Origin of the sequence: Pseudomonas saudimassiliensis (assembly GCF_000939975.1) — a bacterium.
Taxonomy (GTDB): domain Bacteria; phylum Pseudomonadota; class Gammaproteobacteria; order Pseudomonadales; family Pseudomonadaceae; genus Halopseudomonas; species Halopseudomonas saudimassiliensis.
Genome location: NZ_LK391969.1, coordinates 2,494,907 through 2,518,788, shown reverse-complemented (window position 1 = coordinate 2,518,788; position 23,882 = coordinate 2,494,907). Strand labels below are relative to the sequence as shown.

19 protein-coding genes are annotated in these 23,882 nt (G+C 64.2%); 8 read left to right on the top strand and 11 right to left on the bottom strand.

Features of this window, described 5'->3' with window-relative positions:
- Position 1 precedes the first annotated feature (1 nt).
- From VG99_RS11570 to VG99_RS11560, 3 genes are read right to left on the bottom strand one after another with little or no spacing between them, the layout of a single operon-like run.
- A complete protein-coding gene (locus tag VG99_RS11570) occupies positions 2–1,396 on the bottom strand; it encodes an N-acetylmuramoyl-L-alanine amidase (RefSeq protein ID WP_044500110.1) in 1,395 nt (464 codons plus the stop codon).
- A 14-nt stretch (positions 1,397–1,410) separates the two neighbouring features.
- Positions 1,411–1,893, bottom strand: a complete 483-nt coding sequence (gene tsaE / locus VG99_RS11565) for a tRNA (adenosine(37)-N6)-threonylcarbamoyltransferase complex ATPase subunit type 1 TsaE (RefSeq protein WP_239419898.1) — start codon at positions 1,891–1,893, stop codon at positions 1,411–1,413.
- Positions 1,890–3,428, bottom strand: coding sequence for a bifunctional ADP-dependent NAD(P)H-hydrate dehydratase/NAD(P)H-hydrate epimerase (locus tag VG99_RS11560; RefSeq protein WP_044500109.1), 1,539 nt, complete (start codon positions 3,426–3,428; stop codon positions 1,890–1,892). Before VG99_RS11560 ends, tsaE begins: the two co-directional genes overlap by 4 nt.
- 59 nt (positions 3,429–3,487) lie before the next feature.
- Here VG99_RS11560 and queG point away from each other — a divergent pair, with 59 nt between their 5' ends.
- Positions 3,488–4,555, top strand: coding sequence for a tRNA epoxyqueuosine(34) reductase QueG (gene queG / locus VG99_RS11555; protein ID WP_044500108.1), 1,068 nt, complete (start codon positions 3,488–3,490; stop codon positions 4,553–4,555).
- Between the two features lie 29 nt (positions 4,556–4,584).
- Here the strand turns inward: queG and orn are convergent, their stop codons facing one another.
- Positions 4,585–5,127 carry an oligoribonuclease gene (gene orn / locus VG99_RS11550; protein WP_044500106.1) on the bottom strand — a complete coding sequence of 181 codons (543 nt, stop codon included), beginning with the start codon at positions 5,125–5,127 and terminating at the stop codon, positions 4,585–4,587.
- An 89-nt stretch (positions 5,128–5,216) separates the two neighbouring features.
- Between orn and rsgA the strand changes: the two genes are divergently transcribed.
- Positions 5,217–6,242 carry a small ribosomal subunit biogenesis GTPase RsgA gene (gene rsgA / locus VG99_RS11545; protein WP_044500104.1) on the top strand — a complete coding sequence of 342 codons (1,026 nt, stop codon included), beginning with the start codon at positions 5,217–5,219 and terminating at the stop codon, positions 6,240–6,242.
- 41 nt (positions 6,243–6,283) lie between these two features.
- Here rsgA and motB read toward each other — a convergent pair whose 3' ends face one another.
- Positions 6,284–7,336, bottom strand: a complete 1,053-nt coding sequence (gene motB / locus VG99_RS11540; protein WP_044500102.1) for a flagellar motor protein MotB — start codon at positions 7,334–7,336, stop codon at positions 6,284–6,286.
- 3 nt (positions 7,337–7,339) lie between these two features.
- The gene (gene motA / locus VG99_RS11535) at positions 7,340–8,194 is read right to left on the bottom strand and encodes a flagellar motor stator protein MotA (protein ID WP_044500101.1); all 855 of its coding nucleotides are present in this window, start codon (positions 8,192–8,194) and stop codon (positions 7,340–7,342) included.
- A 205-nt stretch (positions 8,195–8,399) separates the two neighbouring features.
- On the opposite strand from motA, the gene VG99_RS11530 reads away from it, so the two are divergent.
- Together VG99_RS11530 and asd are read left to right on the top strand one after the other, a co-directional pair.
- Positions 8,400–9,215, top strand: coding sequence for a rhodanese-like domain-containing protein (locus VG99_RS11530; protein ID WP_044500099.1), 816 nt, complete (start codon positions 8,400–8,402; stop codon positions 9,213–9,215).
- Between the two features lie 10 nt (positions 9,216–9,225).
- Positions 9,226–10,086 carry an archaetidylserine decarboxylase gene (asd, locus tag VG99_RS11525; protein ID WP_044500098.1) on the top strand — a complete coding sequence of 287 codons (861 nt, stop codon included), beginning with the start codon at positions 9,226–9,228 and terminating at the stop codon, positions 10,084–10,086.
- 53 nt (positions 10,087–10,139) lie between these two features.
- Here asd and epmA read toward each other — a convergent pair whose 3' ends face one another.
- Both epmA and efp read right to left on the bottom strand, forming a co-directional pair.
- On the bottom strand, positions 10,140–11,099 hold the full coding sequence (gene epmA / locus VG99_RS11520) for an elongation factor P--(R)-beta-lysine ligase (protein WP_044500097.1): 960 nt from the start codon (positions 11,097–11,099) through the stop codon (positions 10,140–10,142).
- A gap of 66 nt (positions 11,100–11,165) precedes the next feature.
- Positions 11,166–11,732, bottom strand: a complete 567-nt coding sequence (gene efp, locus VG99_RS11515; protein ID WP_044500095.1) for an elongation factor P — start codon at positions 11,730–11,732, stop codon at positions 11,166–11,168.
- Between the two features lie 120 nt (positions 11,733–11,852).
- Between efp and epmB the strand changes: the two genes are divergently transcribed.
- The 3 genes from epmB to VG99_RS11500 all read left to right on the top strand — a co-directional run bounded on the left by epmB (position 11,853) and on the right by VG99_RS11500 (position 16,933).
- Positions 11,853–12,878, top strand: a complete 1,026-nt coding sequence (epmB, locus tag VG99_RS11510; protein ID WP_044500093.1) for an EF-P beta-lysylation protein EpmB — start codon at positions 11,853–11,855, stop codon at positions 12,876–12,878.
- Between the two features lie 155 nt (positions 12,879–13,033).
- On the top strand, positions 13,034–14,812 hold the full coding sequence (locus VG99_RS11505) for a hypothetical protein (protein ID WP_044500091.1): 1,779 nt from the start codon (positions 13,034–13,036) through the stop codon (positions 14,810–14,812).
- A 51-nt stretch (positions 14,813–14,863) separates the two neighbouring features.
- Positions 14,864–16,933 (top strand): EAL domain-containing response regulator, encoded by a 2,070-nt coding sequence (locus tag VG99_RS11500; protein WP_044500089.1) that lies wholly within the window; start codon positions 14,864–14,866, stop codon positions 16,931–16,933.
- A gap of 43 nt (positions 16,934–16,976) precedes the next feature.
- Here VG99_RS11500 and VG99_RS11495 read toward each other — a convergent pair whose 3' ends face one another.
- Positions 16,977–18,494 carry a catalase gene (locus tag VG99_RS11495; RefSeq protein ID WP_044501613.1) on the bottom strand — a complete coding sequence of 506 codons (1,518 nt, stop codon included), beginning with the start codon at positions 18,492–18,494 and terminating at the stop codon, positions 16,977–16,979.
- A 126-nt stretch (positions 18,495–18,620) separates the two neighbouring features.
- Positions 18,621–19,832: a phosphoserine phosphatase SerB gene (gene serB, locus VG99_RS11490; protein WP_044500084.1), complete on the bottom strand. Its 1,212-nt coding sequence runs from the start codon at positions 19,830–19,832 to the stop codon at positions 18,621–18,623.
- A 146-nt stretch (positions 19,833–19,978) separates the two neighbouring features.
- Between serB and VG99_RS11485 the strand changes: the two genes are divergently transcribed.
- The gene (locus tag VG99_RS11485; RefSeq protein WP_044500083.1) at positions 19,979–21,550 is read left to right on the top strand and encodes a hypothetical protein; all 1,572 of its coding nucleotides are present in this window, start codon (positions 19,979–19,981) and stop codon (positions 21,548–21,550) included.
- 49 nt (positions 21,551–21,599) lie between these two features.
- Here the strand turns inward: VG99_RS11485 and parC are convergent, their stop codons facing one another.
- Positions 21,600–23,852 carry a DNA topoisomerase IV subunit A gene (gene parC / locus VG99_RS11480; RefSeq protein WP_044500082.1) on the bottom strand — a complete coding sequence of 751 codons (2,253 nt, stop codon included), beginning with the start codon at positions 23,850–23,852 and terminating at the stop codon, positions 21,600–21,602.
- Positions 23,853–23,882 lie beyond the last annotated feature (30 nt).

Here is a 23,882-nt window from a genome sequence, read left to right as displayed (position 1 = left end):
ATCAGGGGTCATTCTTGACCAGCATGTTGCCGGCCGGCACCTTGAGCACCTGGCCGACGCGGATCTGATCGTTACCCAGGCCGTTGGCCTGGCGCAGACTGGCCAGGCTGACCTCGTAGCGGGTAGCGATCATCGACAGGGTATCACCCCGGGTCACGGTATGCTCGCGCGGCCCCTGCGCCAACTGACCGTTGCTCTTGAGCGCGGCAATACGGGTGCCGGGCGGCGGATTGCGGTGGAAGTAGCTGCGAATGCCACTGTGCATGGCCCGCGCCAGCCCCTGCTGGTGGCTGCGCGTGACCAGCTTGCGCGACTCGCCCGGATTGGAAATGAACCCGGTCTCGACCAGGATCGACGGAATATCCGGCGACTTGAGCACCATGAACCCGGCCTGTTCAACCCGGCGCTTGTGCAGGGGCGTGAGCTTGCCGATGGAACTCAGCACCTGCTGCCCTACATCCAGGCTGGCGGACAGCGTGGCGGTCATCGACAGGTCCAGCAACACGCTGGCCAGGATCTGGTCCTTGTTATCCAGGCTCACCCCTCCGACGCCACCGATAAGGTCCGAGCGGTTTTCCCGGTCCGCCAGCAGGCGGGCCGTTTCCGAGGTGGCGCCGCGATCGGACAACGCGTACACCGAGGCACCAAAGGCGCTGGCGCGCGTGAAGGCATCGGCGTGGATGGACACGAACAGGTCGGCATTATGCTTGCGGGCAATCTCGGTGCGCTTGCGCAGGGGAATGAAGTAGTCGCCGGTACGTACCAACACCGCCTTGAACCCCGGCTCGGCATCGATCAGCTTTTTGGTTTCCTTGGCGATGGCCAGCACCACGTCCTTTTCCAGCGCCTTGTTATGGCCGATGGCGCCCGGATCCTCACCGCCGTGACCGGCGTCCAGGGCAACGATGATATCCCGCTGGCCGGCCTCGGTCACCGAGCGGGTCGGCGTCTGCGGCAGCGGTGCGGCACTCGGCTCGGCGGTAGTCGGCAGGGCTGAACGGGGTTCGCTGTCGTACAGGTCGATCACCAGCCGGTGACCGTACTGCTGGTTCGGCGGCAGCGAGAAGCTCTTCGGCTTGACCTCACGGGACAGGTCGAGGACTACTCGCAACTCGTTATCCCGCGGTGCCGAGCGCACCCCGGTCAACGGGGTGTTCTCCAGGTCCAGGCCGCTGGTGCTGGCCTCGAAGCGCGTACCGGCGATATCGATGACGATACGCTCGGGGTTGGACAGGGTGAACAGCTTGTGTTCGGCAGGGCCGGTCAGGTCGAAGACCAGCCGGGTATTATCCGGGGCCCGCCACAGGCGCACGCTCTCGATCTGCGCCGCTTGCAAAAGCCCGCCATAAAACAGCCCGGCTGCCAGTGTGAGCAGCCCCAGGGTGCGCATTGTCATTGTTCGGATGTTCTTCACGGCGTCGCTTCGCCTCTTATGCTGTGCAGCCGGTGGCCAGCAGCCAGGCCGCGTTCCCCATGCCCTTCGATCCGCAATCTTCGACCCTCACCATCCACGGTGATCACGATGACCAGATCCGGCTGGGGCAAGATACCCCGGCCCTTGGCGGGCCATTCTATCAGACAGAGACTGTTGTCCGAAAAGTAGTCGCGAATGCCGAGAAACTCCAATTCCTCGGGGTCGGCCAGGCGATACAGGTCGAAATGATAGATGCTGCGCTCGCCCAGCTCATAGGGCTCGACCAGGGTGAAGGTCGGGCTTTTCACCGCGCCGGCATGGCCGGCCGCGCGGATCAATCCGCGGCTCAGGGTGGTCTTGCCGGCGCCCAGGTCGCCCTCGAGCCAGACGCAACCGCGCCATTCCAGCGCCTCGCCGATGGCTGCACCCAGGCGCTCCATGGCCTGGTCACCTCGTACATGCAATTCCAGGGTCATCAAATATCCCGCAGGTTGAGGTAATAACGTATGGATGAAATCAGGTCACTGGCGATAAGGCCCAGCTGACCGCCCTGCTCCGCGGCGCGGTCCCCCGCCAGCGCATGCAGCAGTACTGCGTAACGCGCGGCCGCGCCCGCCTCCAGATGCTGGGCCAGCAGTGCTCCAACCAGCCCGGACAACACATCGCCCATGCCGGCGCTGGCCATCCCCGGGTTCCCCGCGCTGCATAGCGCCGGCAACGCCCGGGGATCGGGGTCGGCCACCAGCGAACCCACTCCTTTGAGGACCGCAGTACAGCCGAAGCGTTCCACCAGGCGCCTGGCCGCCGCCAACCGATCAGCCTGGACCGCTGCCGTGGCACAGCCCAGCAGCCGGGCTGCTTCCGCCGGGTGGGGCGTCATGACCGTCCCTGGGCCCAGGGGCCTGGGGTGGGGCGTCATGACCGTCCCTGGGCCCAGGGGCCTGGGCTGCGGCGCAGCGGCAATGAGATTGAGCGCATCGGCATCCAGAATCCGCGGCGCATCATGGGCCAATACCTGATCGAGCAACTGCTGCGCCCAGGAATCGGTGCCCAACCCCGGCCCTAGCACCACGGCCGTTGCCGGCTTGAGCAGCGCTGCCAATTGTGCCGGATCATCCACCCCGTGCGCCATCACTTCCGGGCAACGGGCCAGTATCGATGGCACATGGTCGCTGCGTGTCGCCACACTGACCTTGCCGGCGCCGCAACGCAGCGCGGTCTCGGCCGCCAACATGATGGCCCCGCCCATGCCGCGGTTACCACCGATTACCAGCAGATGGCCGAACATGCCCTTGTGCGCCGCCCGCGGTCGGGCTGGCAGCCATGCCCGGCATCGCGCCAGGGTCAACCGCTCCAGCACCGGCGCCACGCCGGAGGCGGGCAGGTCGGCCAGCGCGGCAAAGCACAGCTCGCCCGCCTGATCCGGCCCTTGCCCGGTCAGCAGGCCCGGCTTAAGAACGATGAAAGTGACCGTCAGGTCGGCGCGCACCGCGCAGTCGGCTACGCCGCGGTCGGCGTCCAACCCGCTGGGCAGATCCACCGCGACCACCGGCAGGCCGCTGGCGTTAATCGCAGCGATCGCCCGCTGGAAGGGTTCCCGCACCGGCGCTCGCAAGCCGGTGCCCAGCAGCGCATCCACTATCACGCCCTCGCGCACCTGCTCACCGGTCCAGCAGCGGATATCGACGCCGGCATCCCGCGCCGCCTGCCACGCCCGGTGCGCATCGCCCTGCAAACGCTCCGCTGGAGCGACCGCCCATACCTGCACCTGCCAGCCGGAACGCTCCGCCAGCCGGGCCACCAGATAGCCATCGCCGCCATTATTGCCGCCTCCACAGAACACCGTGAGGCGACCGGCATGCGGCCAGCGGCGGCGCAGTTCGCGCCAGACGGCCGCCGCGGCGCGCTGCATTAGCTCGAATCCGGGCGTGCCGGCGGCGATGATCTGGGCATCCAGCTCTCGGGTAGCCGCGGCACTGTAGATAAAGGACGGAAGATCAGGACGCATGGACATGTTACCTGGGGCGATATCTGGCAGAATTATAGGCCCAGTCACGCACAGACCCCAGCTCCATGCCCGATACCTCGCCCGATTACCTGCTTCTTGCTGCGCAGATTCGCGACATTGCCACCGAGCTGGGCTTCCAGCAGGTGGGCATCAGCGATCCGGATATCGGTGCCCATGAGCAGCGACTGCAGGAATGGCTGGCGGCCGGCTACCACGGGGAAATGGAATGGATGGCCAGCCATGGCAGCAAGCGCACCCAGCCGGCGGAGCTGGTGCCCGGCACCCGCCGCGTCATCTCGGTGCGCATGGACTATCTGCCCGGCGACACCGCCATGACCAAGCGCCTGGCCGACCCGGATGCCGCCTATATTTCCCGCTACGCCCTGGGCCGCGACTACCACAAGCTGATCCGTCGCCGCCTGCAGCAATTGGCCGAGCGCATCCAGGCACTGATCGGGCCGTTCGGCTTTCGCGCCTTTGTCGACAGTGCGCCGGTCATGGAGCGCGCCCTGGCGACCCGCTCCGGCCTGGGCTGGATCGGCAAGAACACCATGCTGTTGAATCGCAAGGCCGGCAGTTTCTTCTTCCTCGGCGAGCTCTATACCGACCTGCCTCTGCCCACCGATGCGCCCTACGAACAGGAGCATTGCGGCAGCTGCACCGCCTGCCTGAGCCGCTGCCCGACCGATGCCTTTATCGGCGCCCATGTGCTGGACGCCCGCCGCTGCATTTCCTACCTGACCATTGAACTCAAGGGCGCGATTCCCGAGGAGCTGCGCCCGCGGATGGGCAACCGGGTGTTTGGCTGCGACGACTGCCAGTTGGTCTGCCCGTGGAACAAGTTCGCCAAGCCCACCGGCGAGCAGGACTTCAGCCCACGCCACCAGTTGGACCAGGCCGACCTGATCACCCTGTTTCGCTGGGATGAGGAGCAGTACCTGAAGAATACCGAAGGCTCGCCGCTACGCCGGATCGGCCACGAGCGCTGGCTACGCAATCTGGCCGTCGGCCTGGGCAACGCCCACACCAGCATCCCGGTGATCGACGCATTGAACAGCCGTCTCGACCACCCTTCGGAGCTGGTGCAGGAACATGTGCGCTGGGCGCTGACCCAACACGGTATCGCCGCCTGACGGCGCCAACTGGCCTACGCGACCGCCCCTCAGAACTTGATGAAGTGCTCCCGGTAATGCCGTAGCTCGGCAATCGAGTCGCGGATATCATCCAGCGCCAGGTGGCTGCTTTCCTTGTTGAAGCCGTCCCGCACCGCCGGCGCCCAGCGCGCAGCCAGTTCCTTGAGGGTGGAGACATCCAGGTTGCGGTAGTGGAAGAACTGCTCCAGGTTCGGCATACCCCGATACAGGAAGCGGCGGTCCTGGCAGATGCTGTTGCCACACATGGGCGAGCGCCCCGCCGGCACCCACTTGACGAGAAATTCCAGGGTCATCTGCTCGGCCTCGGCCGGGCTGACCACACTGTCCTTCACCCGCTGCACCAGACCGGACTGGCCGTGCTGGCGGGTATTCCACTCGTCCATGCCGTCGAGCATGGCGTCGGGTTGCTTGATCGCCAGCGCCGGCCCTTCGGCCAGCACATTCAGCTGGGAATCGGTAACGATGGTGGCAATTTCGATGATCACATCCTTGTCCGGATCCAGACCAGTCATTTCCAGATCGATCCAGATCAGGTTATCGGGGTGTTTCATATTCGCTCCTATTCGTGTTGATGCCGCGAGATAGCAGCAGTATACGCGCCCCGTGCTACACTGCGGCGGATTCTCAAGATGCATACAACATGGCCAAGCGACATCTCACTCGACGCCAGAGCTGGCGGATTCAGAAAATCCAGGACGAACGCAGCGCCCGCGCCACCCGGCGCGCCGATCTGGCCGAAGAAAGCCTGCTCGGTGGCGAGCTCGGCCCCGAACAGGAAGGGCAGGTCATCGCCCACTTCGGGGTGCAGGTAGACATCGAAGCGACGTCCGGCCCGCTAAAGGGCCAGGTACGACGCTGTCACCGCCGCGCCAACCTGCCGGCCCTGGTCACCGGCGACCGCATCGTCTGGCGTGCCGACAACCAGCAAGGCGGCGTCATCGTGGCGCTGCAGCCGCGGATCACCGAACTCTACCGACCCGATCATCGCGGCCAGTTGAAGCCGGTGGCAGCCAACGTCGACCGCCTGGTCATCGTCTTCGCGCCCCTGCCCACGCCCCACAGCAATCTTATCGACCGCTATCTGGTGGCGGCCGAACAGTCGGGGCTGGAGCCGCTGCTGGTGCTGAACAAGGCGGACCTGCTGAATCAGGGTAACTACGGCCACATCCGCGCCTGGCTGGACGACTATGCGCGGCTGGGATACCGGACCCTGTGCCTGTCGGCAGCCTCGGAAGAAGGCCTCGACGGGCTGCGCCGCGAGCTGCGCGACCACGTCAACGTGCTGGTCGGCCAGTCCGGGGTCGGCAAGTCCTCGCTGATCAATGCGTTGCTGCCGGATGTGGACCTGCGCGTCGGCGCGCTCTCGGAGCTGACCGGCAAGGGCACCCATACCACCACCACTGCCCGGCTGTTCCACTTTCCCGATGGCGGGGATCTGATCGACTCCCCCGGCATCCGCGAATTCGGCCTGACCCATATCAGCCCGGATGAACTGCTGGAAGGCTTCATCGAATTCCGGCCCTTCCTCGGGCACTGCCGCTTCCGCGACTGCCAGCACAAGCACGAACCGGGCTGCGCCCTGCTCGAAGCCGTGGCCAGCGGCGAGATAACCGCCAGCCGCATCAACAGCTACCGGCATATCCTCGCGAGCCTGGGCGGTAGCTGAGCCAGCCTTACTGCAGATTCAACTCCAGGGGCTGGCTGCTGTCATCGAACAGGTTGCGCGGGCGCGCGGCGGCTGGCGCCTCGGGCCGGCGCCAGCCCTGGCTCCGGCTGTGCTATTGCTGACTCCCCTTCCGGCAACTCAGCTTCGGTTGCGGTAGCAGCCGGCGTAACGGTCGGCTCGGTAGCCGCCCCGCCCTGCTGGCGCTCGCCGCCGCCCTGGCGCAGGACATCCTGCTCAGCGCGCTTGTTCATCACCACGATTTCGATACGCCGGTTGATCGGGTTGAGCGGCTCGCTGGCATCGAACAACGCCGCATCGGCATAACCGACTACCCGGGCCACCTGCTGCTCGGGGTAGCCAGCGGTGAGCAGCGTGCGCCGCGCCGCATTGGCGCGCTGGGTGGACAGCTCCCAGTTGCCATAATCGCGGCGCCCCACGTAGGGCCGGGCGTCGGTATGGCCGCTGATGCTGATCTTCTTCGGCACCTTGGCGATGGTGTCGGTCAGGGTCAGCAGGATTTCCTCGAAATAGGGCTGCAGTTCAGGACTGCCGCTGGCGAACATGGGTCGGTTTTCCGCGTCGACGATCTGGATGCGCAACCCCTCCAGGGTAAACTCCATGAGGATCTGGTCACGAAAGCGCTGGAGAACCGGCTCGGTATCGATCTTGTTCTGCAGTTCCTGCAACAGCAGGTCCAGCTCCCGCAACTCCATCTTGTCCGGCGGCTCGTCCACTTCCGGCGGCGTCGACATCATTGGATCCAGTTGCTCGATCGACTCGGGCTGCTCCGCTGGTTCGGGCAATGGCTGCTGGCCGGTCTCCAGCTCGTTGAGCGTGCGTTGAGGGGCCGGTGTCGGTGAGCCGCCCAGGTCGATCGGGTGCGGGCTGCCGCCATCGAAGTTGATCGGGTCCTTGAAATAGGCAGAGACCAGCTTCAGCTGTTCCGGCGTTGCCACGGTGACCAGCCACATCACCAGAAAGAACGCCATCATGGCAATGGCGAAGTCGGCGAAGGCGATCTTCCAGGAACCGCCGTGGTGGCCCTCAGCCTTGCGGCTGATGCGCTTGACGATGATGGGCTGGGTATTGTTCACGACTCAGCGCCCTTTGACCGAGGCTTCCAGCTCCGCAAAGCTCGGCCGCTGATCCGGCAGCAGCGCCTTGCGGCCGAATTCCACCGCCAGCGCCGGCGGCAGGCCCTGGGCGCTGGCAACCAGGCACATCTTGATTGCCTCGTAGGTATTGGCCTCCTCGTTGGCGTCATGCTGCACCGCCGTACTGAAGGGCCCGACGAATCCGTACGCCGCCAGGATACCCAGGAAGGTGCCCACCAGCGCGGTGCCGACCTTCTCGCCGATCATGGCGTTATCGGCCTCACCGAGGATGCTCATGGTAATGACGATGCCCAGTACCGCGGCGACGATACCGAAGCCCGGCAGGGCATCGGCGATGCGGTTCAGCGCATGGGCCGGCTCGCTCAACTCTTCGGTCAGGCTGGAAATCTCCACATCGAACAGCGCTTCCAGCTCATGGGGCGCCATGGTGCCGGTGGACATGATTCGCAGGTAGTCGCAGATGAACGCGGTCATGTGCGCATCCTTGAGGATCGCCGGGTACTTGCTGAAAATCGGACTTTCCTGGGGTTCCTCGATATCCCCCTCGATCGCCATCATGCCTTCACGCCGGCTCTTGTTGAGGATTTCATAGAGCACCCCGAGCACATCCAGATAGAAGGGCTTGTTGAAACGATGGCCGAAGAAAATGACCGGGATCTTGCCGAACACCTTCTTGACCGTCGACAGGCTATTGGCAATCAGGAAGATACCCAGGGCCGCACCGCCAATTATGACAATCTCGAAGGGATGCCAGAGCGCCGCCAGCGCCCCGCCCGACAGCATGAACCCACCAAACACGCTGAGGATAACAACCAGATAACCCGCAATTTTCAGCATATGCCCCGCAATCCCTACACTCGACCCAGCGCCTCGGCGCACCGACACCCACCATCATACCGGGCTATATCGGCAACGGCCTGCGGATCCTGAAGGGCAATTCGCGCGGGTTGCCGCCGTTCATCGCCTCGGCGCGGCCAGCCGAATCCGGCTTTCCCGGCCATGCTCTGTATAATGGCCTCAACCACGAGAAGAGATTCGCACCATGAGCCTATCCACATCCCCGTTGCCACTGCTGCTTGAGCCCGACCAATTGCCGGAATCGCTTGATCAGGCGACGTTCCGCCTGGTCGACCTGAGCAAGTCCGACCAATACCTGGCCGGCCACATTCCCGGCGCCGTGCACCTGCCCCCGGGCAGCATTACCAGCCCCGCGCCGATACCCGGACTGTTGCCCGATGTGACCAGCCTGCAGCAGATCTTCGGCGCGCTTGGCCACCACAGCGACCTGCACTACATCGTCTACGATGATGAAGGCGGCGGCTGGGCGGGACGCTTCATCTGGATCCTGGACAGCATCGGCCATCACCGCTACAGCTATCTCAATGGTGGCCTGAAGGCCTGGCAGGCCGAAGGGCGTCCTCTGGAGCAGCAGGTGAATCAGGCCGAGCCGACCCTACCGAGCCTGACCGTCAACCCGGAGCACAGCATTACCCGGGAGGAGCTGCTGGCCGACTTGCACAACCCCGAGCGGGTGATCTGGGATGCCCGCTCACCCGCTGAACACCGCGGGGAGAAGGTGCTGACCGCCCGCGGCGGGCACATTCCCGGCGCCGTCAATTTCGAATGGACCGCCGGCATGGACCCGCAACGCGGACTGCGTCTGCGTAGCGACCTGGCCGAACAACTGCAGGCACTGGGTATCACCCCTGACCGGGATGTGGTCACCCATTGCCAGACCCACCACCGCTCCGGCTTTACCTACCTGGCGGCGAAGATTCTTGGCTACCCCCGGGTGAAGGCCTACGCCGGCTCCTGGGCCGAGTGGGGCAACCATCCCGATACACCCATTGATTCCTGAGACCCACCGCATGCGCGATCGTCTGTTCATCCTGTCCCAATACCTGCTCCCCCAACAACTGCTGTCCCGCCTGGCTGGCGGGCTGGCCAACTGCACCTGGGACTGGGTAAAAAATCCCTTCATCACCTGGTTCGTAAAGCGCTACCAGGTGGATATGAGCCAGGCGGTGGAGTCCGATCCCCTCGCCTACCGCTGTTTCAATGATTTCTTTACCCGCGCGCTGCTGCCCGATGCCCGGCCGCTGGACCCCGGCGAGCAGAGCATCCTGTGTCCGGCGGATGGCGCCATCAGCCAGCTGGGTCGCATCGAACACGGCCGCATTTTCCAGGCCAAGGGCCAGAGCTTCAGCGTGCTGGAACTGCTTGGCGGCAACCCCGCCCATGCCGAACAATTCCAGGGTGGCGAGTTTGCCACCGTATATCTCTCACCCAGCGACTACCACCGGGTGCACATGCCCCTGGGCGGTACCCTGCGCGAGATGATCTACGTACCGGGCAAGCTGTTTTCCGTGAACCAGACCACAGCGGAAAACGTGCCTGAGCTGTTTGCCCGTAACGAGCGGGTGGTCTGCCTGTTCGATACCGACGCCGGCCCCATGGCCGTCGTGCTGGTCGGGGCCATGATTGTCGCCTCGGTAGAAACCGTCTGGGCCGGATTGGTCGCGCCGCCGCAACGGGAACTGCGCAGCGAAGCCTACGGCCGCAGCGCCCCGACCCTGGAGCGCGGCGCGGAAATGGGCCGCTTCAAACTTGGCTCCACGGCCATCGTGCTGTTCGCGCCCGGACGCGCCCGTTGGGACGAACACCTGACCGCCGGCAGCCTGGTGCGGATGGGGCAGAAAATGGGTGAGCAGCTCGACACCGGCGTCTGAGTCGGCTTGCCGAATACCAGCACAGCGCCCCGTCCCGTCGGGGCGCTGTGCTGTCAGGCACGGGAAAAGGGAAAGGCGATGACCTCGTCGATCCGGCTGGCGCCCACCGCCAGCATCACCAGCCGGTCGACGCCCAGCGCAACGCCCGCGCATTCCGGCAGGCCCTCCTGCAATCCGTCCAGCAGCCGGGTATCGATCGGCAATACCGGCCGGTCCAGGGCTTCACGCTGCCGCTGGTCCGCGGCAAACCGGCGGGCCTGCTCAGCGGCGTCAGTCAGCTCGAAATAACCGTTGGCCAGCTCCATGCCGTGGATGAACAATTCGAAGCGCGCGGCACTGGGCACCCGATCATCACCCGTGACGACTCGGGCCAGCGCCGCCTGTGAGGCAGGGAAGGCATAGACCATGGTCGGCTGCTGCAGCTGCGGCTCGATGCAGTGGGAGAACAGCAGGTTCAGCCAGCCGTCCCGGTCCAGCTCACCCTGGAAATCACAGCGTTCCCGGCCCAGGCGCGCCAGCTCGGCCTGCGCCGCGGTATGGATGTCGACCTGCAGATACTCTTCGAACAGCGCGGCATAGGTCACCCGCCGCGACCGCTCGGTGCCCAGCAGTGACACGACCAGGTCATCGACCTCATCCATCAACTGGTGATGGTCAAAGCCGATGCGGTACCACTCCAGCATGCTGAATTCGGGGTTGTGCCGGCCGCCGGTCTCGCCGTTGCGGTAAACCCGGCACAGCTGCCAGATGCAGCCGCTGCCCGCCGCCAGCAGGCGCTTCATGGGGTATTCGGGGGAGGTATGCAGGAACAGTCGCTGGGCCGCCCCGCCGCCTTCAGGCACGTAATCGGTAGCGAAGGGGAAGAGGTGGGGGTCGCTGACCGCCGCGCTGGACAGGCTCGGGGTTTCGACTTCGAGCACCGCGCGCTCGGTGAAGAACCGGCGGATGCCATTGATGATGTCCGCCCGCTTGCGCAGATTGTCCAGGGGCGCCGTGGGTTGCCAGTCGCTCATGTTGTCTCCCGTAGAAACGAAAAACCGGGGCCAGGCCCCGGTTTCACTTGCCGCTGCAGCCTGGAATCAGGCGCGACCGACGTAGTCACCCGTGCGGGTATCGACCTTGAGCACGTCGCCGACGTTGATGAACAGCGGTACCTTGACCACCGCACCGGTGACCAGTTTGGCCGGCTTGTTGCCGCCGCCGGAGGTATCACCGCGCACACCCGGATCGGTCTCGACCACTTCCAGTTCGACGAAGTTCGGCGGGGTGATGGCAATCGGCGCACCGTTGTACAGGGTGACGGTGTAGATGACCTGCTCTTTCAGCCAATTGGCGGTGTCGCCCACGGCCTTCTCGTCGGCGCCGTACTGCTCGAAGGAGCCATCGGTGGCCATGAAGTGCCAGAATTCGCCGTCGGCGTACAGGTACTCCATTTCCCGGTCCATCACATCGGCGCCTTCCAGGGAATCACCCGACTTGAAGGTCCGCTCGTTGACCCGGCCGGTCTTCAGGTTGCGCACCTTGACCCGGTTGAAGGCCTGTCCCTTGCCCGGCTTGACGTACTCGTTTTCGAGGATCGCACAGGGATCACCGTCGAGCATCACTTTAAGACCCGGCTTGAATTCGTTGGTAGAATAGTTGGCCATAGATTTCCCACTTACAGTTTGAACGGATACATCCGAAATCGCGCCGACCGATGGTTGCTGCCTGACGTTGCCTGCAACGCCCGACGGATGCCCCTGTCACCCATGCGCGGAAAAACGCCAATGATACATGGATCTTTAGCGCCTGTTGAGTCTGTCAACTGGCAAAGCCTGCTGGCTGGCAGCATTACCGACCCGCAGGTACTCCTCAGCCGCCTCGATCTGGATCCTGGCCTGCTCGGCCCGGCCCGCGCCGCCAGTGCCAGCTTTACCCTGCGCGTACCCGAACCCTACCTCAGCCGCATGCGCCGGGGTGACCCAACAGATCCCCTGCTGCGCCAGGTTCTGCCGGTGGGCGACGAACTGCTGGCCCAGCCGGGTTTCGTTCTCGACCCCCTCGGTGAACAGCAGACCAATGCCCGCCCCGGCATCATCCACAAGTACCACGGACGGCTGTTGCTGGTGGTCAGCGGCGGCTGCGCGGTCAATTGCCGGTACTGCTTCCGCCGGCACTTCCCCTATGAGGACAACAACCTGAGCACCGCGCAGTGGCGCCAGGCACTGGATTATATCCGTGAGGATGACAGCATCGCCGAGGTGATCTACAGCGGCGGTGACCCCCTCGCTGCCAGTGACAAGCGCCTGGCCTGGCTGACTCGGGAAATTGCCGATATCCGCCACGTACGCCGACTGCGGGTGCACACCCGCCTGCCGGTGGTTATCCCCCAGCGGGTCACCGCCGAGCTGATCGATGCACTGTGCGGTACCCGGCTGCCGGTGACCATGGTCCTGCACTGCAACCACGCCAACGAACTCGATGGTACGCTGGGCGACGCCATCCAGACGCTGCGGCGCGCCGGGGTCATACTGCTCAACCAGGCGGTATTGCTCAAGGACGTCAACGACAGCATCGAGGCGCAGGTCGCCCTCAGCGAAGCGCTAGGCGACAATGGCGTTTTGCCCTATTATCTCCACGTATTGGATCATGTGCAGGGAGCGCAGCATTTCCATGTGGACGATGAGATTGCCAAACGCTTGTGCGGGGAGATGCTGGCGCGACTGCCGGGTTTCCTGGTGCCGCGTCTGGTGAGGGAGATTGCCGGGGCGTCGAGCAAGACACCGCTGCCAGCCACGTTGACCGATCAATAGCAGGCGCGCCGCCCGCCCCTTCGCTTGGGGCGGGGCCAACTGCTACATTGTGGTCAGAGATTCTCTAAAATCATCAGGGTGTGACGCATGTATGGGACTCCAGATTGATTCGTTCTCGATTTAGCCTCAAGGGGCTGCAACGGAAGAAAAACGTTATGGATAACACGGCGCGTACCCTGACTCTGCGGCTGCCTGAGCAGACCCTCACCACCTTGTCGTTTGCCGAGAGCAGCGAAAAGGGCATCATCGACTGGATTGCCGAGCTGCCCAAGGCCAATATTGGCGAAACCGCCCGGCAGCTCTACCACGGGTTGACCGAACTCAATCAGTTGCAGATTGCCCCGGACAAGCGTCTGGCCATGCTGGAGCGGATCCGCCCCGGCGTGCATTACGTGTGTTCTGCGCTGGCGCGCTACTACTTGGGTCAATCCATCGTGCTGGAGGACCGCCCACGCAAGGTGGCCAACCTGTCCCAGTCGCTGCAGAACCACCTCGCCAATGGGTACAAGATCGTGGTCGCCCAGGCGGACAGTATCAAGTCACGTGACCGTGGCGAGCTGATGTCGCTCGCAATCCAGCGTGCCATCCGCGCCCTCAGCGGTCCGTTGCTGCGTGCCTACCAGCTGTATTGCCCGGTATCCGACGGCACCTGGCTGGAAATCCACCAGCTCTACCTGGCCGCCCGCACCCGCAATCTGCACCTGAATGCCATCAAGGACCCTGAGACTGTGGACGGCAAGGCACTCAGTATCGAGCGAGCCTACCTTGCGGTGCTGCTGATGGGCGCCGCGCGGCCGAACCAGATTCGCCAGAGCGCCATGGCCAAGCTGTTCGCGATTCTCGAGGAATGGAGCGGGCTGGTCCAGTTGGTCGAGCCGGACTCCCCGGATGGGCTGTTCATCATCAACCTGGACATGGATTGCCCGCCGCGCTATCGCTCGCTGGTGCTGGATGAAGACCTGACCGGCAGCCTCGGCCTGGATACCCGTCAACTGGTCGAGACCATCAAGCACTACCTGCTGGATAATGACGGCGCCCGCCAGCGCCTGCGGGTACCGGAAGGGCTGGGTGTGGAGCTGCTGCAGCATCTGAGCCAATCCTGGGGCGACCTGGCCGAGCGCACCTTCAATCGCATGCCCGGCCAGGGCGAACTGCGGGTGACCATCGGCATGAGCGCCACGCATTTCCAGATCGCCGGCCAGAGCTTCTCGCAGTTCATGAACGCCGAGGACACCAACCCCTTCTCCGATGCCGCCCGCCGGGCCGCCCAGGAGGGGTGGAGCAACGCCTTTGATGGCGACAAAGACATCGAGTGGGCGCCGGATGTGGAAAAGATCAACTACCACACCACCAACGAACCCAGCGATGAAGAGAACGCCGAGAACTACCCGGTGCACAGCCTGCGGATCGTCAACCACAGCCCAGGGGGCTTCTGCCTGACCTGGCCTCGGGAAGTGCCCAAGCAGCTGCAAGCTGGTGAACTGCTTGGCGTACAGGAGCAGAGCGACCAAGGCTGGAGCCTCGCAGTGGTGCGCTGGATCCGTCAGGTACGTGGCGGCGGCACGCAGATGGGCATTGAGCTTATTGCACCCCACTGCTCCCCCTGCGCGATCAAGCTGCTGCGCAAGGCCGAGCAACCGAGCCGTTACCTGCGAGCCCTGCTGCTACCGGAAGTGACGGCCCTCGACAGACCGCCAACCCTGATCACCCCACGCCTGCCGTTCCAGGTCAACAGCCGTGTCATGCTGTGCCTGGGCGGCCAGGAGCAGCGCGCCCTGCTGGTCGACCGAGTCATGACCACCGGCAGCTTCAGCCAGTTCACCCACCAGGTGATCGGGCAGATTGACAAGGCAGGTGGCAAAAGCGAGACGGACAGCACGAGTTTTGCCATCGCCACCGACGACGACTTTGACTCACTATGGAAGTCTCTGTAGATTCAGCTACTTGGATCTCAAGGACGGCCGTTTGGGACGTGATGGATTAGCATGGGCACCGACGCACACGCCATACGATTACTGATACTGGACGACTCGCAGAATCATGCGGAGCGGCTGGTAAGCATTTTGCGCAACGCCGGGCACGCCACCCGCGCGCACCGTGTCACCTCCCGGGAAGATCTGCAGGAATCCCTGCAGCAGACCTGGGATCTGTGCCTGTCCTGCCCCGAAACCAGTTACATAACGGCGCAGGAAGCCTGCCAACTCATCAGCCAGGCCCACGATATCCCGTTCATCATGCTCGCCGAGCAGGTCGATACCGACGCTCGCCTTCTGGCGATGCGTTCCGGCATGCAGGATACTGTGCCAGCGGCTGCCGAAAGCCTGCTTACCCTGGTGGTCAAGCGTGAACTGACCAACCTGTCTGCCCGCCGCCAGCGGCGCATCGCCGAGCAGGCCCTGCGCGAAACGGAAAAGCGCTGCCAGCTGCTGCTGGACAGTTCGGTGGACGCCATAGCCTATGTGCTCGACGGCATGCACATCTATGCCAACCGCGCCTACAGCCAGCTGTTCGGTTACGATGACGCGGACGACCTGGCGGCCGAACCCATGGTTGGCCTGATCGCTACCAGGGACCAGGAGACGTTCAAGGACTTCCTCCGCCATTACGCCAGCCGGGGCGACCAGAGCGAATTGCGCTGCACCGCCAGGGACAGCGAGGGGAAGGAGTTTCCGATCATGCTCAGCTTCTCGCCGGCCAATTACGACGGCGAGCCCTGCACCCAGGTGGTTATCCGCGCCGAAACCGCCAGCGCCGAGTTCGAGGAAAAGCTCAAGGCCATGGCCAGCCATGACCTGGTCACGGGGCTGTTCAACCGCTCCTGGTTCCAGGAGCAGCTCGACGGCATCAGCGAGCAGGCAGTGCACAACAGCCAGCCCAGCACCCTGGCCTACCTGAGTATCGATAACTTCAACAGCCTGCAAAGCGAGATCGGCATCGGCGGTGCCGACCTGATCCTGGCTGATCTGGCGCAAATACTGCGGCAGTTCTTCCCCGAAGGCACGTTACTGGCCCGGTTCAGTGACGACGCCTGCAGCGTGCTGATCGAAGGCAAGGAGCCGGATGCGGTCACCGCGGCGCTCGGCAATCTGCTACGACAGATCGAAGGCCACCTGTTCGAGGCCAATGGCCGGACCATCCAGATCACCACCAGCATCGGTGTCGCCTGTATCAGCGAAACCCATCCGGAACCGACCCTGGCGATCGAACGCGCCCATCGTCTGGCCGAACAGGTCAGCCAGGCCGGCGGCAATGCCATCAAGGTATTCAACCCGCTGGAGGAGCTGGAGCAGTTGGCCAACCGCGGCAACCTTATTGCCCTGATCCGCCATACCCTGAAAACCGATGGTTTCAGCCTGCAGTTCCAGCCCATCATCAGCCTGCGGGGCGACAGTTCCGAGCATTACGAGACCATTCTCCGGCTGTTCAACAGCCAGGGAGAGCAGATCCCCGATGCAGAATTCCAGGCCGCCGCCCTGGAGTCAGGCCTGGCCATCGACATCGATCGCTGGCTGATCACCCGTGCGGTAACCCGGCTGGCCGAACACCGCAGCAGCAAGGGTGCCGATACGCGACTGCTGGTCAGCTTGAGCAGCGCCAGCCTGCAAGACCCGGAAATCGTGCAGTGGATCTCCGCCCTGCTGAAGGAACATCGGCTATCCGCCGATGTGCTGATTTTCCAGTTCAACGATGCCGAAGCCAACAGCTACCTCAAGCATGCCAAGGTGCTGGTGGAGGCACTGCATTCGATCCACGCGCGCATCGCCCTCAGTCACTTCGGCGGCGCGCTCAATCCCTACGCGATACTCCGGCATCTGCCGGTGGATTACGTGAAGATCGACGACGCCTTCAGCCAGGACCTGTCGACCCCCGAGGCGGTGGAACAGCTCCGGGAAATGGTCGCCACGCTGCACAACCAGGGCAAACTGACCATAGTGTCGAACGTGAGCAGTGCCACCATGATGCCCACCCTCTGGCAGGCCGGGATCAATTACATCCAGGGCGACTACCTGCAGCCGCCGGCAGACAGCATGGACTTCAACTTTTCGGGGGAATGACGCCGCACTGCAGAGCAATGCGGCGTCGGTGGCGTGGTAGGCTTCAGCTGGAGGGACGGGGCTTGAGCGGCGGTAGCGCCTTCGCCTTCGCCAGATCAATCCCAGCCCCTTCGGCGACGCGCCGGCCATAGTCCTCATCGCACTGGCTGAAATGCCAGACCATGCGCAACTGGATGTCCTCCGGACATTCCTTCATGTCGGCCACCAGGTTGGCAATCAGGTCATCGCGCTCCCAATCCTCGAAGCTACGGTAACGCTCCCCGGTCTGGGTATAGTCAGCGTCGGTCTTGGTGGTCTGATAGCGTCCCAGGTGCCCTTCGATATATTGCTTGTACTCCTTGCCGGGGTACGGCGTCTCGTGCAACCCGCCCTGGGAGCTGGGTTCATAGTTCACGTGCGGATTCTCGCCACCGGTATCCACGAAGTAGGTCATCTGCCCATCCCGCTGGTTGGTGGCGAAGGGGCACTTGGGTGCGTTGATCGGTAGTTGCAGATAGTTCGGACCGACGCGGTAGCGCTGGGTATCCGAATAGGACAGGGTACGCCCCTGCAGCATCTTGTCATCGGAGAAATCGATGCCGTCCACCAGTACCCCGGTGCCGAACGCCGCCTGCTCCACTTCGGCAAAGAAATTGGACGGGTTGCGGTCCAGCACCAGGCGCCCTACCGGCAGCAGCGGGAACTGGTCTTCCGGCCAGCGTTTGGTGTCATCCAGCGGATCGAAGTCCAGTTCCGGATGCTCGCCGTCGGCCATGATCTGCACGCACATCTCCCACTCCGGGAAGTCGCCCCGCTCGATGGCATCGTAGAGGTCGCGGGTGGCATGGCCGACGTCGTGCATCTGGATCTGCGCGGCCTGCTCGCTGGTGAGGTTCTTGACCCCCTGCTTGGGCTCGAAGGAAAACTTGCACAGCACCGCCTCACCCTCGGCATTGACCAGCTTGTAGGTGTTGACGCTGGAGCCCTGCATATGGCGATAGTTTGCCGGAATACCCCAGGGGCTCTTGACCCAGGTGACCATGTGCAGCGATTCGGGGTGGTGCTGTACGAAGTCATAAAAGCGCCAAGCTTCCTGGCGATTGCTGATCGGGTCGGGCTTGAACGCATGGATCATGTCGGGGAACTTGATCGCGTCCCGGATGAAAAAGATCTTCAGGTTGTTGCCCACCAGGTCCCAGTTGCCTTCCTCGGTATAGAACTTGATGGCGAAACCGCGCGGGTCGCGGGCGGTTTCGGGGGACTCCTTGGCACCGATAACGGTGGAGAACCGCAGGAACACCGGCGTACGGGTGCCAGCCTTGGTCAGCACCTTGGCCCGGGTATATTTGCTGGCCGGCTCATCACCGATCTTGCCATAGGGCTCGAAATAGCCGTGGGCGGCGGTGCCGCGGGCGTGCACCACCCGCTCGGGAATACGCTCCCGGTCAAAATGGGTGATCTTCTCGATGAACTGGTAGTTTTCCAGCGTAGCCGGGCCGCGTTCGCCCACACTGCGCAGGCTCTGGTTATTGTGAACCGGGTGGCCCTGGCGGTTGGTGAGCTTTCTCTGTTCGTCGTTCATGGTGTCCTCCAGGCTATTGGTCATAATTTGGAGGTGCCAGCCCGGCGACAGTTCGGTCCGTTTGACGAACGGACCTGCGCTGGCACGGCCAGGCCGCGCCAGCGCAGGGTCGAGAATAACCGGAGGCTAGAAGCCTTCCCGGTCGCGGAATCCCAACAGATAGAGGATGCCATCCAGGCCCAGGGTGGAAATCGCCTGCTTGGCGGACTGCTTGACCAGCGGCTTGGCGCGGAAGGCCACGCCCAGCCCGGCGATGGACAGCATCGGCAGGTCGTTGGCGCCATCGCCGACGGCAATGGTCTGCTCCAGGCTGATGCCCTCACGCTGCGCCAATTCCCGCAGCAGGTCGGCCTTGCGCTGGCCATCAACGATCGGCTCACGCACCTCACCGGTGACCAGCCCATTCTCGGTCGGCAGGGCATTGGCATAGACGTAGTCGATGCCCAGGCGCTGTTGCAGGCCTTCGGCAAAATAGCTGAAGCCGCCCGAGAGGATCGCGGTCTTGTAGCCCAGGCGGCGCAGCTGCGCGATCAGGGTTTCGGCGCCCTCGGTCAGGCGCAGGGACTGGCCGATTTCTTCCAGCACGCTTTCCGGCAAGCCCTTGAGCAACGCCATGCGCTCACGGAAGCTGGCCTTGAAGTCCAATTCGCCACGCATGGCCCGCTCGGTAATCTCCGCTACCTGGGCGCCGACCCCGGCCGCCTTGGCCAGCTCGTCGATCACCTCGGCATCGATCAGGGTTGAATCCATGTCGAACACCACCAGCCGCCGGTTGCGGCGGAAGATGCTGTCCTGCTGGAAGGCGATATCCACGTTCAGCTCCTGGGAGATGGCCAGGAACTCGGTCCGCAGCGCCGCCGGATCCGCTGGCTCGCCGCGCACAGAAAACTCGATGCAGCCCTTGCCCTGGTCGGCAGGCATGCCCTCGGGGATGCGCTCGGACAGCCGATCGATATGGTCGATGTTCAGGCCGTAGCGGGCGGTGATTTCACTGACCCGAGCGATATGTTCAGCGGTCACCCGCCGCGCCAGCAGGGTAACGATATGCCGCGGCTTGCCCTGCCCGGTGACCCACCGGCTGTACTCTTCGGCGCTGACTGGCGTGAAGCGTACCTGCTGGTCCAATTCGTAGCCGCGGAACAAAACGTCCTTGAGTACGTCAGAAAGACCGTCCTCCCCCGCCATTTCAACGAGAATACCGAACGACAAAGTGTCATGAATAACAGCCTGTCCGATATCAAGAATCTTGACGTTCGCCCGCGCCAGGATGCCGGTGATGGCTGCCGTCAGGCCGGGGCGATCGGGACCGGTAATATTGATCAGGACAATTTCCTTCAAGGCACCGCTCCAGTCAGAAAACAAAGTTCGCTATTCTACCCGCAAATGCCCGGATCATCCCAGCGCCCGCCTTCTTCCACCCCTGGCGACTGGCTATACTGTCACCCGTGCGCGTTCCTGCCGCCAACCTATCGATCGAGATCATTTTGAAACACACACCGCATTCACCCGACAACCTGTTCCTGCGCGGCCATGCCTCCCTGCGCAGCAAACATCTGAAGCTGCCCGGCGCCCTGATAATGCTGGCCCTGGTTCCCCTGCTGCTGATGCTGGTGCTGACGCTCTGGTTTGGCAAGCTGCAGCTGCAGCGTGACATTGCCAGCCAGGCCGATCTCACCGGTGGCGAACTGGCCCGGCAAATTGCCACCCTGGTGGCGGACCCGCTGGCAGCCAATGACACCCTGAGCCTGAACATCATCCTCGCGCAGTGGGCCCAGAGCCCCCTGGTTGCCCATGCCAGCCTGACCGCTGCCGATGGTGCCCGCGTCATCGCCCAGGCCGGCCCCAGGCCCTCCGCCGGCAACCTGGCCCCCGGCAAGGGACAGTTCTCCGCCGCCGTGCACTTCCAGGACGAACTCATCGGCCAACTGCATCTGAGCCTGGCCAAGGGGCCCTTTGTCACCCCCGCGGCCAACCTGCTGCAGCGGTTGCTGTGGAGCCTGGCCTTGCTGGCAGTGATTATCAGCCTGATCGCCTGGCGGATGGGCGTTGGCATGCGCCGGATACTGGCGAGCCTGGGCAACTGGTACGGGGATTCCGGTGTTCCCCCGGCGGGCCTGCGCCGCGCCGATGAGCTGGGTGACCTGGCCCGACGCCTGGCCGAACGCCGTATCGTCGACCTGCCGCCGGAGCCGGAGCCTGAGCCGCTGCCTGAACCGGAAGTCGAGTTGGAAACCCTTGATGAGCAGCTCTCCGACGACGTCGATCCGGCGCTGGCCGCAGATGACCAGCCGGCACTGACGCTGGAGGCCACGGACGATAAGCTGACGGAGAGCAACGAGGCGGACGATACCCAGGCCGAGCAGCGGATTGACAGCCCGGCGGACAGTGCGCTGTCGACTCTGGCCGAACCGGGAGAAACCGAGCCAGCCGCAGACGCCGCCAGCCTGAGCGAACAGCTTGATGAACTCCCCACGCCTGTCGCGCCATCGGCACCGGCCAGCACCGTGCTGGCGGTCCGCCTGGGCAATCATCACACCCTGCACCGCCTGCCCCGGCCGCGTCTGCTGGGCCTGCTGGAACGCTATCGTGAACAACTGGAGCAGGCCAGCCGCGCCTGTGGCGGCGACCTGCACACCCTGCAGGACGGCACCAGTCTGGTGTTCTTCCACCCAGCGCAGGGCGACCAGGTTGGCGCGGCGCTGTGTTGCGGCGAACTGATGCGGGTATTGGGTCATGACCTGCAGGTGCAGATTGCCGACACCGGCATTGCCCTGCATCTGCAGATCGCCCTGTGCCATACCCCCTGCCAGGACATCGCACCCGATGACCTGACCGAACAGGCGCCGGACTGCGCGCAGATGCTTGACCGTCTGCAGCACAGCCGCAACCTGGTGCTGATGGATGCCGAGTTGGCGAATGCTGACCTTATCCGCGAGCGCGCGGTAGTCCGCCGCCTGGCGACCCCGCCGGGCATCTTCTGCGTGGAACGTCTGCATGAGCCCTACCAGGGCCAGCTGGAGCAACAGCTGGATTCACTGGGTAATCAGCCGCGCTGAAGTTACCCTGCGCCGCTGGCGGGGATGACAAACCCCGCCAGCTCGGCGCTTAGCCCTCTATCTTCAATCCATCCACCTTCTGGAAGCCCCGGGGCAATTTATTGCCGCGCCGGCCACGCTCGCCGCGGTAATGCTCCAGGTCGGCCGGTTTCAGGGTCAGGGTCCGCTTCCCGGCCGTCAGCACCGCACTGGCCCCCTCGGGCAGCAGCGCCAGCGCCAGCAGGTACTCTTCCCGACTCTTCACCCGTGCCGATGGGATCGACAGGATCTTGTTGCCCTTGCCCTTCGGCAGCTGGGGCAGGTCCTTCAGCGGGAACACCAGCAAACGCCCCTCGTTGGAAATGGCGATCACCTGATCGCTGTCACGCTGGTTGACCGGCACCGGCGTAATCACCCGGCTGCCTTCAGGCAGGCTCAGCAACGCCTTGCCGTTCTTGTTCTTGGCCTGCAGATCGGCGCCCTGCACCACAAAGCCGTAACCGGCGTCGGACGCCAGCAGGTAGAGCTGCTGGTCCTCCGGCAGCAGCACGCCGACAAATTCCGCGCCGGGCGGCGGGCTCAGGCGGCCGGTCAGCGGCTCGCCCTGCCCCCGGGCCGAGGGCAGGCTGTGCGCCATCAAGGAATAGCTGCGCCCGCTGGAATCGAGGAATACCGCCTGCTGGTTGGAGCGGCCACTGGCCTGGGCCAGGAAGCTGTCCCCGGCCCTGTAGGACAGCGCCGCGCCATCGACCTCATGCCCCTTGGCGCAGCGTACCCAGCCCTTGTCCGACAACACCACGGTTACCGCTTCGGAGGGCACCAGGTCGGTTTCCGACAGGGCCCGGGCTTCCTGGCGCTCGACCAGCGGCGAGCGCCGATCGTCACCATAGGTCTCGGCGTCGGCAATCAGCTCGCCCCGTACCGTCTTGCGCAGCAGCTTCTCGCTACCCAGCACCTTCTGCAGCTGGTCGCGCTCCTTGGCCAGAGCATCCTGCTCACCGCGGATCTTCATTTCCTCCAGCCGCGCCAGCTGGCGCAGACGGGTGTCGAGGATGTAATCGGCCTGCAGCTCGCTCAGGGCAAAGCGGGTCATGAGCTCGGCCTTCGGGTGTTCCTCATTACGGATGATCTCGATCACCTCATCCAGATTGAGGAAGGCCACCAGCAGGCCGTCCAACAGGTGCAGTCGCGCCAGTACCTTGTCCAGGCGGAACTGCAGGCGGCGACGCACGGTGGTGATGCGGAAGCCCAGCCATTCGCCGAGCAGACCGCGCAGATCCTTGACCGCCGGGCGGCCGTCGGTGCCGATCACGTTCATGTTGACCCGGTAACTGTTCTCCAGGTCCGTGGTGGCGAACAGGTGCTGCATCAGCTCATCGGCGTCCACCCGGTTGGAGCGCGGCACGATGACCATGCGGGTGGGGTTTTCATGGTCGGATTCATCGCGCAGGTCGGCCACCAGCGGCAGCTTCTTGGCCTGCATCTGCGCGGCGATCTGCTCCATCACCCGGGCGCCGGAGACCTGGTGCGGCAGCGCGGTAATGACGATATCGCCATCCTCCCGCGTCCAGACCGCGCGACAACGCACCGACCCGCGGCCGGTGGCGTAGAGATTCAGCAGCTCCCGGCGCGGCGTGATGATTTCCGCTTCGGTCGGGAAGTCCGGGCCCTGGATATGCTCCATCAATTCATCCAGACCGGCGCCCGGCTCGTCCAGCAGGCGCACACAGGCCGCCGCCACTTCGCGCAGGTTATGCGGCGGAATGTCGGTGGCCATGCCTACGGCGATGCCGGTGGTGCCGTTGAGCAGCAGGTTCGGCAGGCGCGCCGGCAGCACCATGGGTTCTTCCATGGTGCCGTCGAAGTTCGGTTGCCAGTCCACGGTGCCCTGCCCCAGCTCGCTCAGCAACACCTCGCTGTAGCGGGCCAGCCGGGCTTCGGTGTAACGCATGGCGGCAAAGGACTTGGGATCATCCGGCGCGCCCCAGTTGCCCTGGCCGTCGACCAGCGGGTAGCGGTAGGAGAACGGCTGCGCCATCAGCACCATGGCCTCGTAACAGGCCGAGTCGCCATGGGGGTGGTATTTGCCCAGCACGTCGCCCACGGTGCGCGCGGATTTCTTGTGCTTGGACAGGGCCGACAGCCCCAGCTCGCTCATGGCGTAGACGATGCGCCGCTGTACCGGCTTGAGCCCGTCGCCGATATGCGGCAGCGCGCGATCCATGATCACGTACATGGAGTAGTTCAGATAGGCTTCTTCGGTAAACGACGACAGTGAGCGGCGCTCAACGCCTTCCAGGCTCAGATCCAGACTGTCACTCATACTTGCTCTCTAATTGGTGAGGGGGACCGA

Bases quoted from the DNA above. Each gene is read 5' to 3' on its own strand.
- VG99_RS11570 (WP_044500110.1), bottom strand. From the start codon at position 1,396: ATGACAATGCGCACCCTGGGGCTGCTCACACTGGCAGCCGGGCTGTTT.
- VG99_RS11560 (WP_044500109.1), bottom strand. From the start codon at position 3,428: ATGTCCATGCGTCCTGATCTTCCGTCCTTTATCTACAGTGCCGCGGCT.
- queG (WP_044500108.1), top strand. From the start codon at position 3,488: ATGCCCGATACCTCGCCCGATTACCTGCTTCTTGCTGCGCAGATTCGC.
- orn (WP_044500106.1), bottom strand. From the start codon at position 5,127: ATGAAACACCCCGATAACCTGATCTGGATCGATCTGGAAATGACTGGT.
- rsgA (WP_044500104.1), top strand. From the start codon at position 5,217: ATGGCCAAGCGACATCTCACTCGACGCCAGAGCTGGCGGATTCAGAAA.
- motA (WP_044500101.1), bottom strand. From the start codon at position 8,194: ATGCTGAAAATTGCGGGTTATCTGGTTGTTATCCTCAGCGTGTTTGGT.
- VG99_RS11530 (WP_044500099.1), top strand. From the start codon at position 8,400: ATGAGCCTATCCACATCCCCGTTGCCACTGCTGCTTGAGCCCGACCAA.
- asd (WP_044500098.1), top strand. From the start codon at position 9,226: ATGCGCGATCGTCTGTTCATCCTGTCCCAATACCTGCTCCCCCAACAA.
- epmA (WP_044500097.1), bottom strand. From the start codon at position 11,099: ATGAGCGACTGGCAACCCACGGCGCCCCTGGACAATCTGCGCAAGCGG.
- efp (WP_044500095.1), bottom strand. From the start codon at position 11,732: ATGGCCAACTATTCTACCAACGAATTCAAGCCGGGTCTTAAAGTGATG.
- epmB (WP_044500093.1), top strand. From the start codon at position 11,853: ATGATACATGGATCTTTAGCGCCTGTTGAGTCTGTCAACTGGCAAAGC.
- VG99_RS11505 (WP_044500091.1), top strand. From the start codon at position 13,034: ATGGATAACACGGCGCGTACCCTGACTCTGCGGCTGCCTGAGCAGACC.
- VG99_RS11500 (WP_044500089.1), top strand. From the start codon at position 14,864: ATGGGCACCGACGCACACGCCATACGATTACTGATACTGGACGACTCG.
- VG99_RS11495 (WP_044501613.1), bottom strand. From the start codon at position 18,494: ATGAACGACGAACAGAGAAAGCTCACCAACCGCCAGGGCCACCCGGTT.
- parC (WP_044500082.1), bottom strand. From the start codon at position 23,852: ATGAGTGACAGTCTGGATCTGAGCCTGGAAGGCGTTGAGCGCCGCTCA.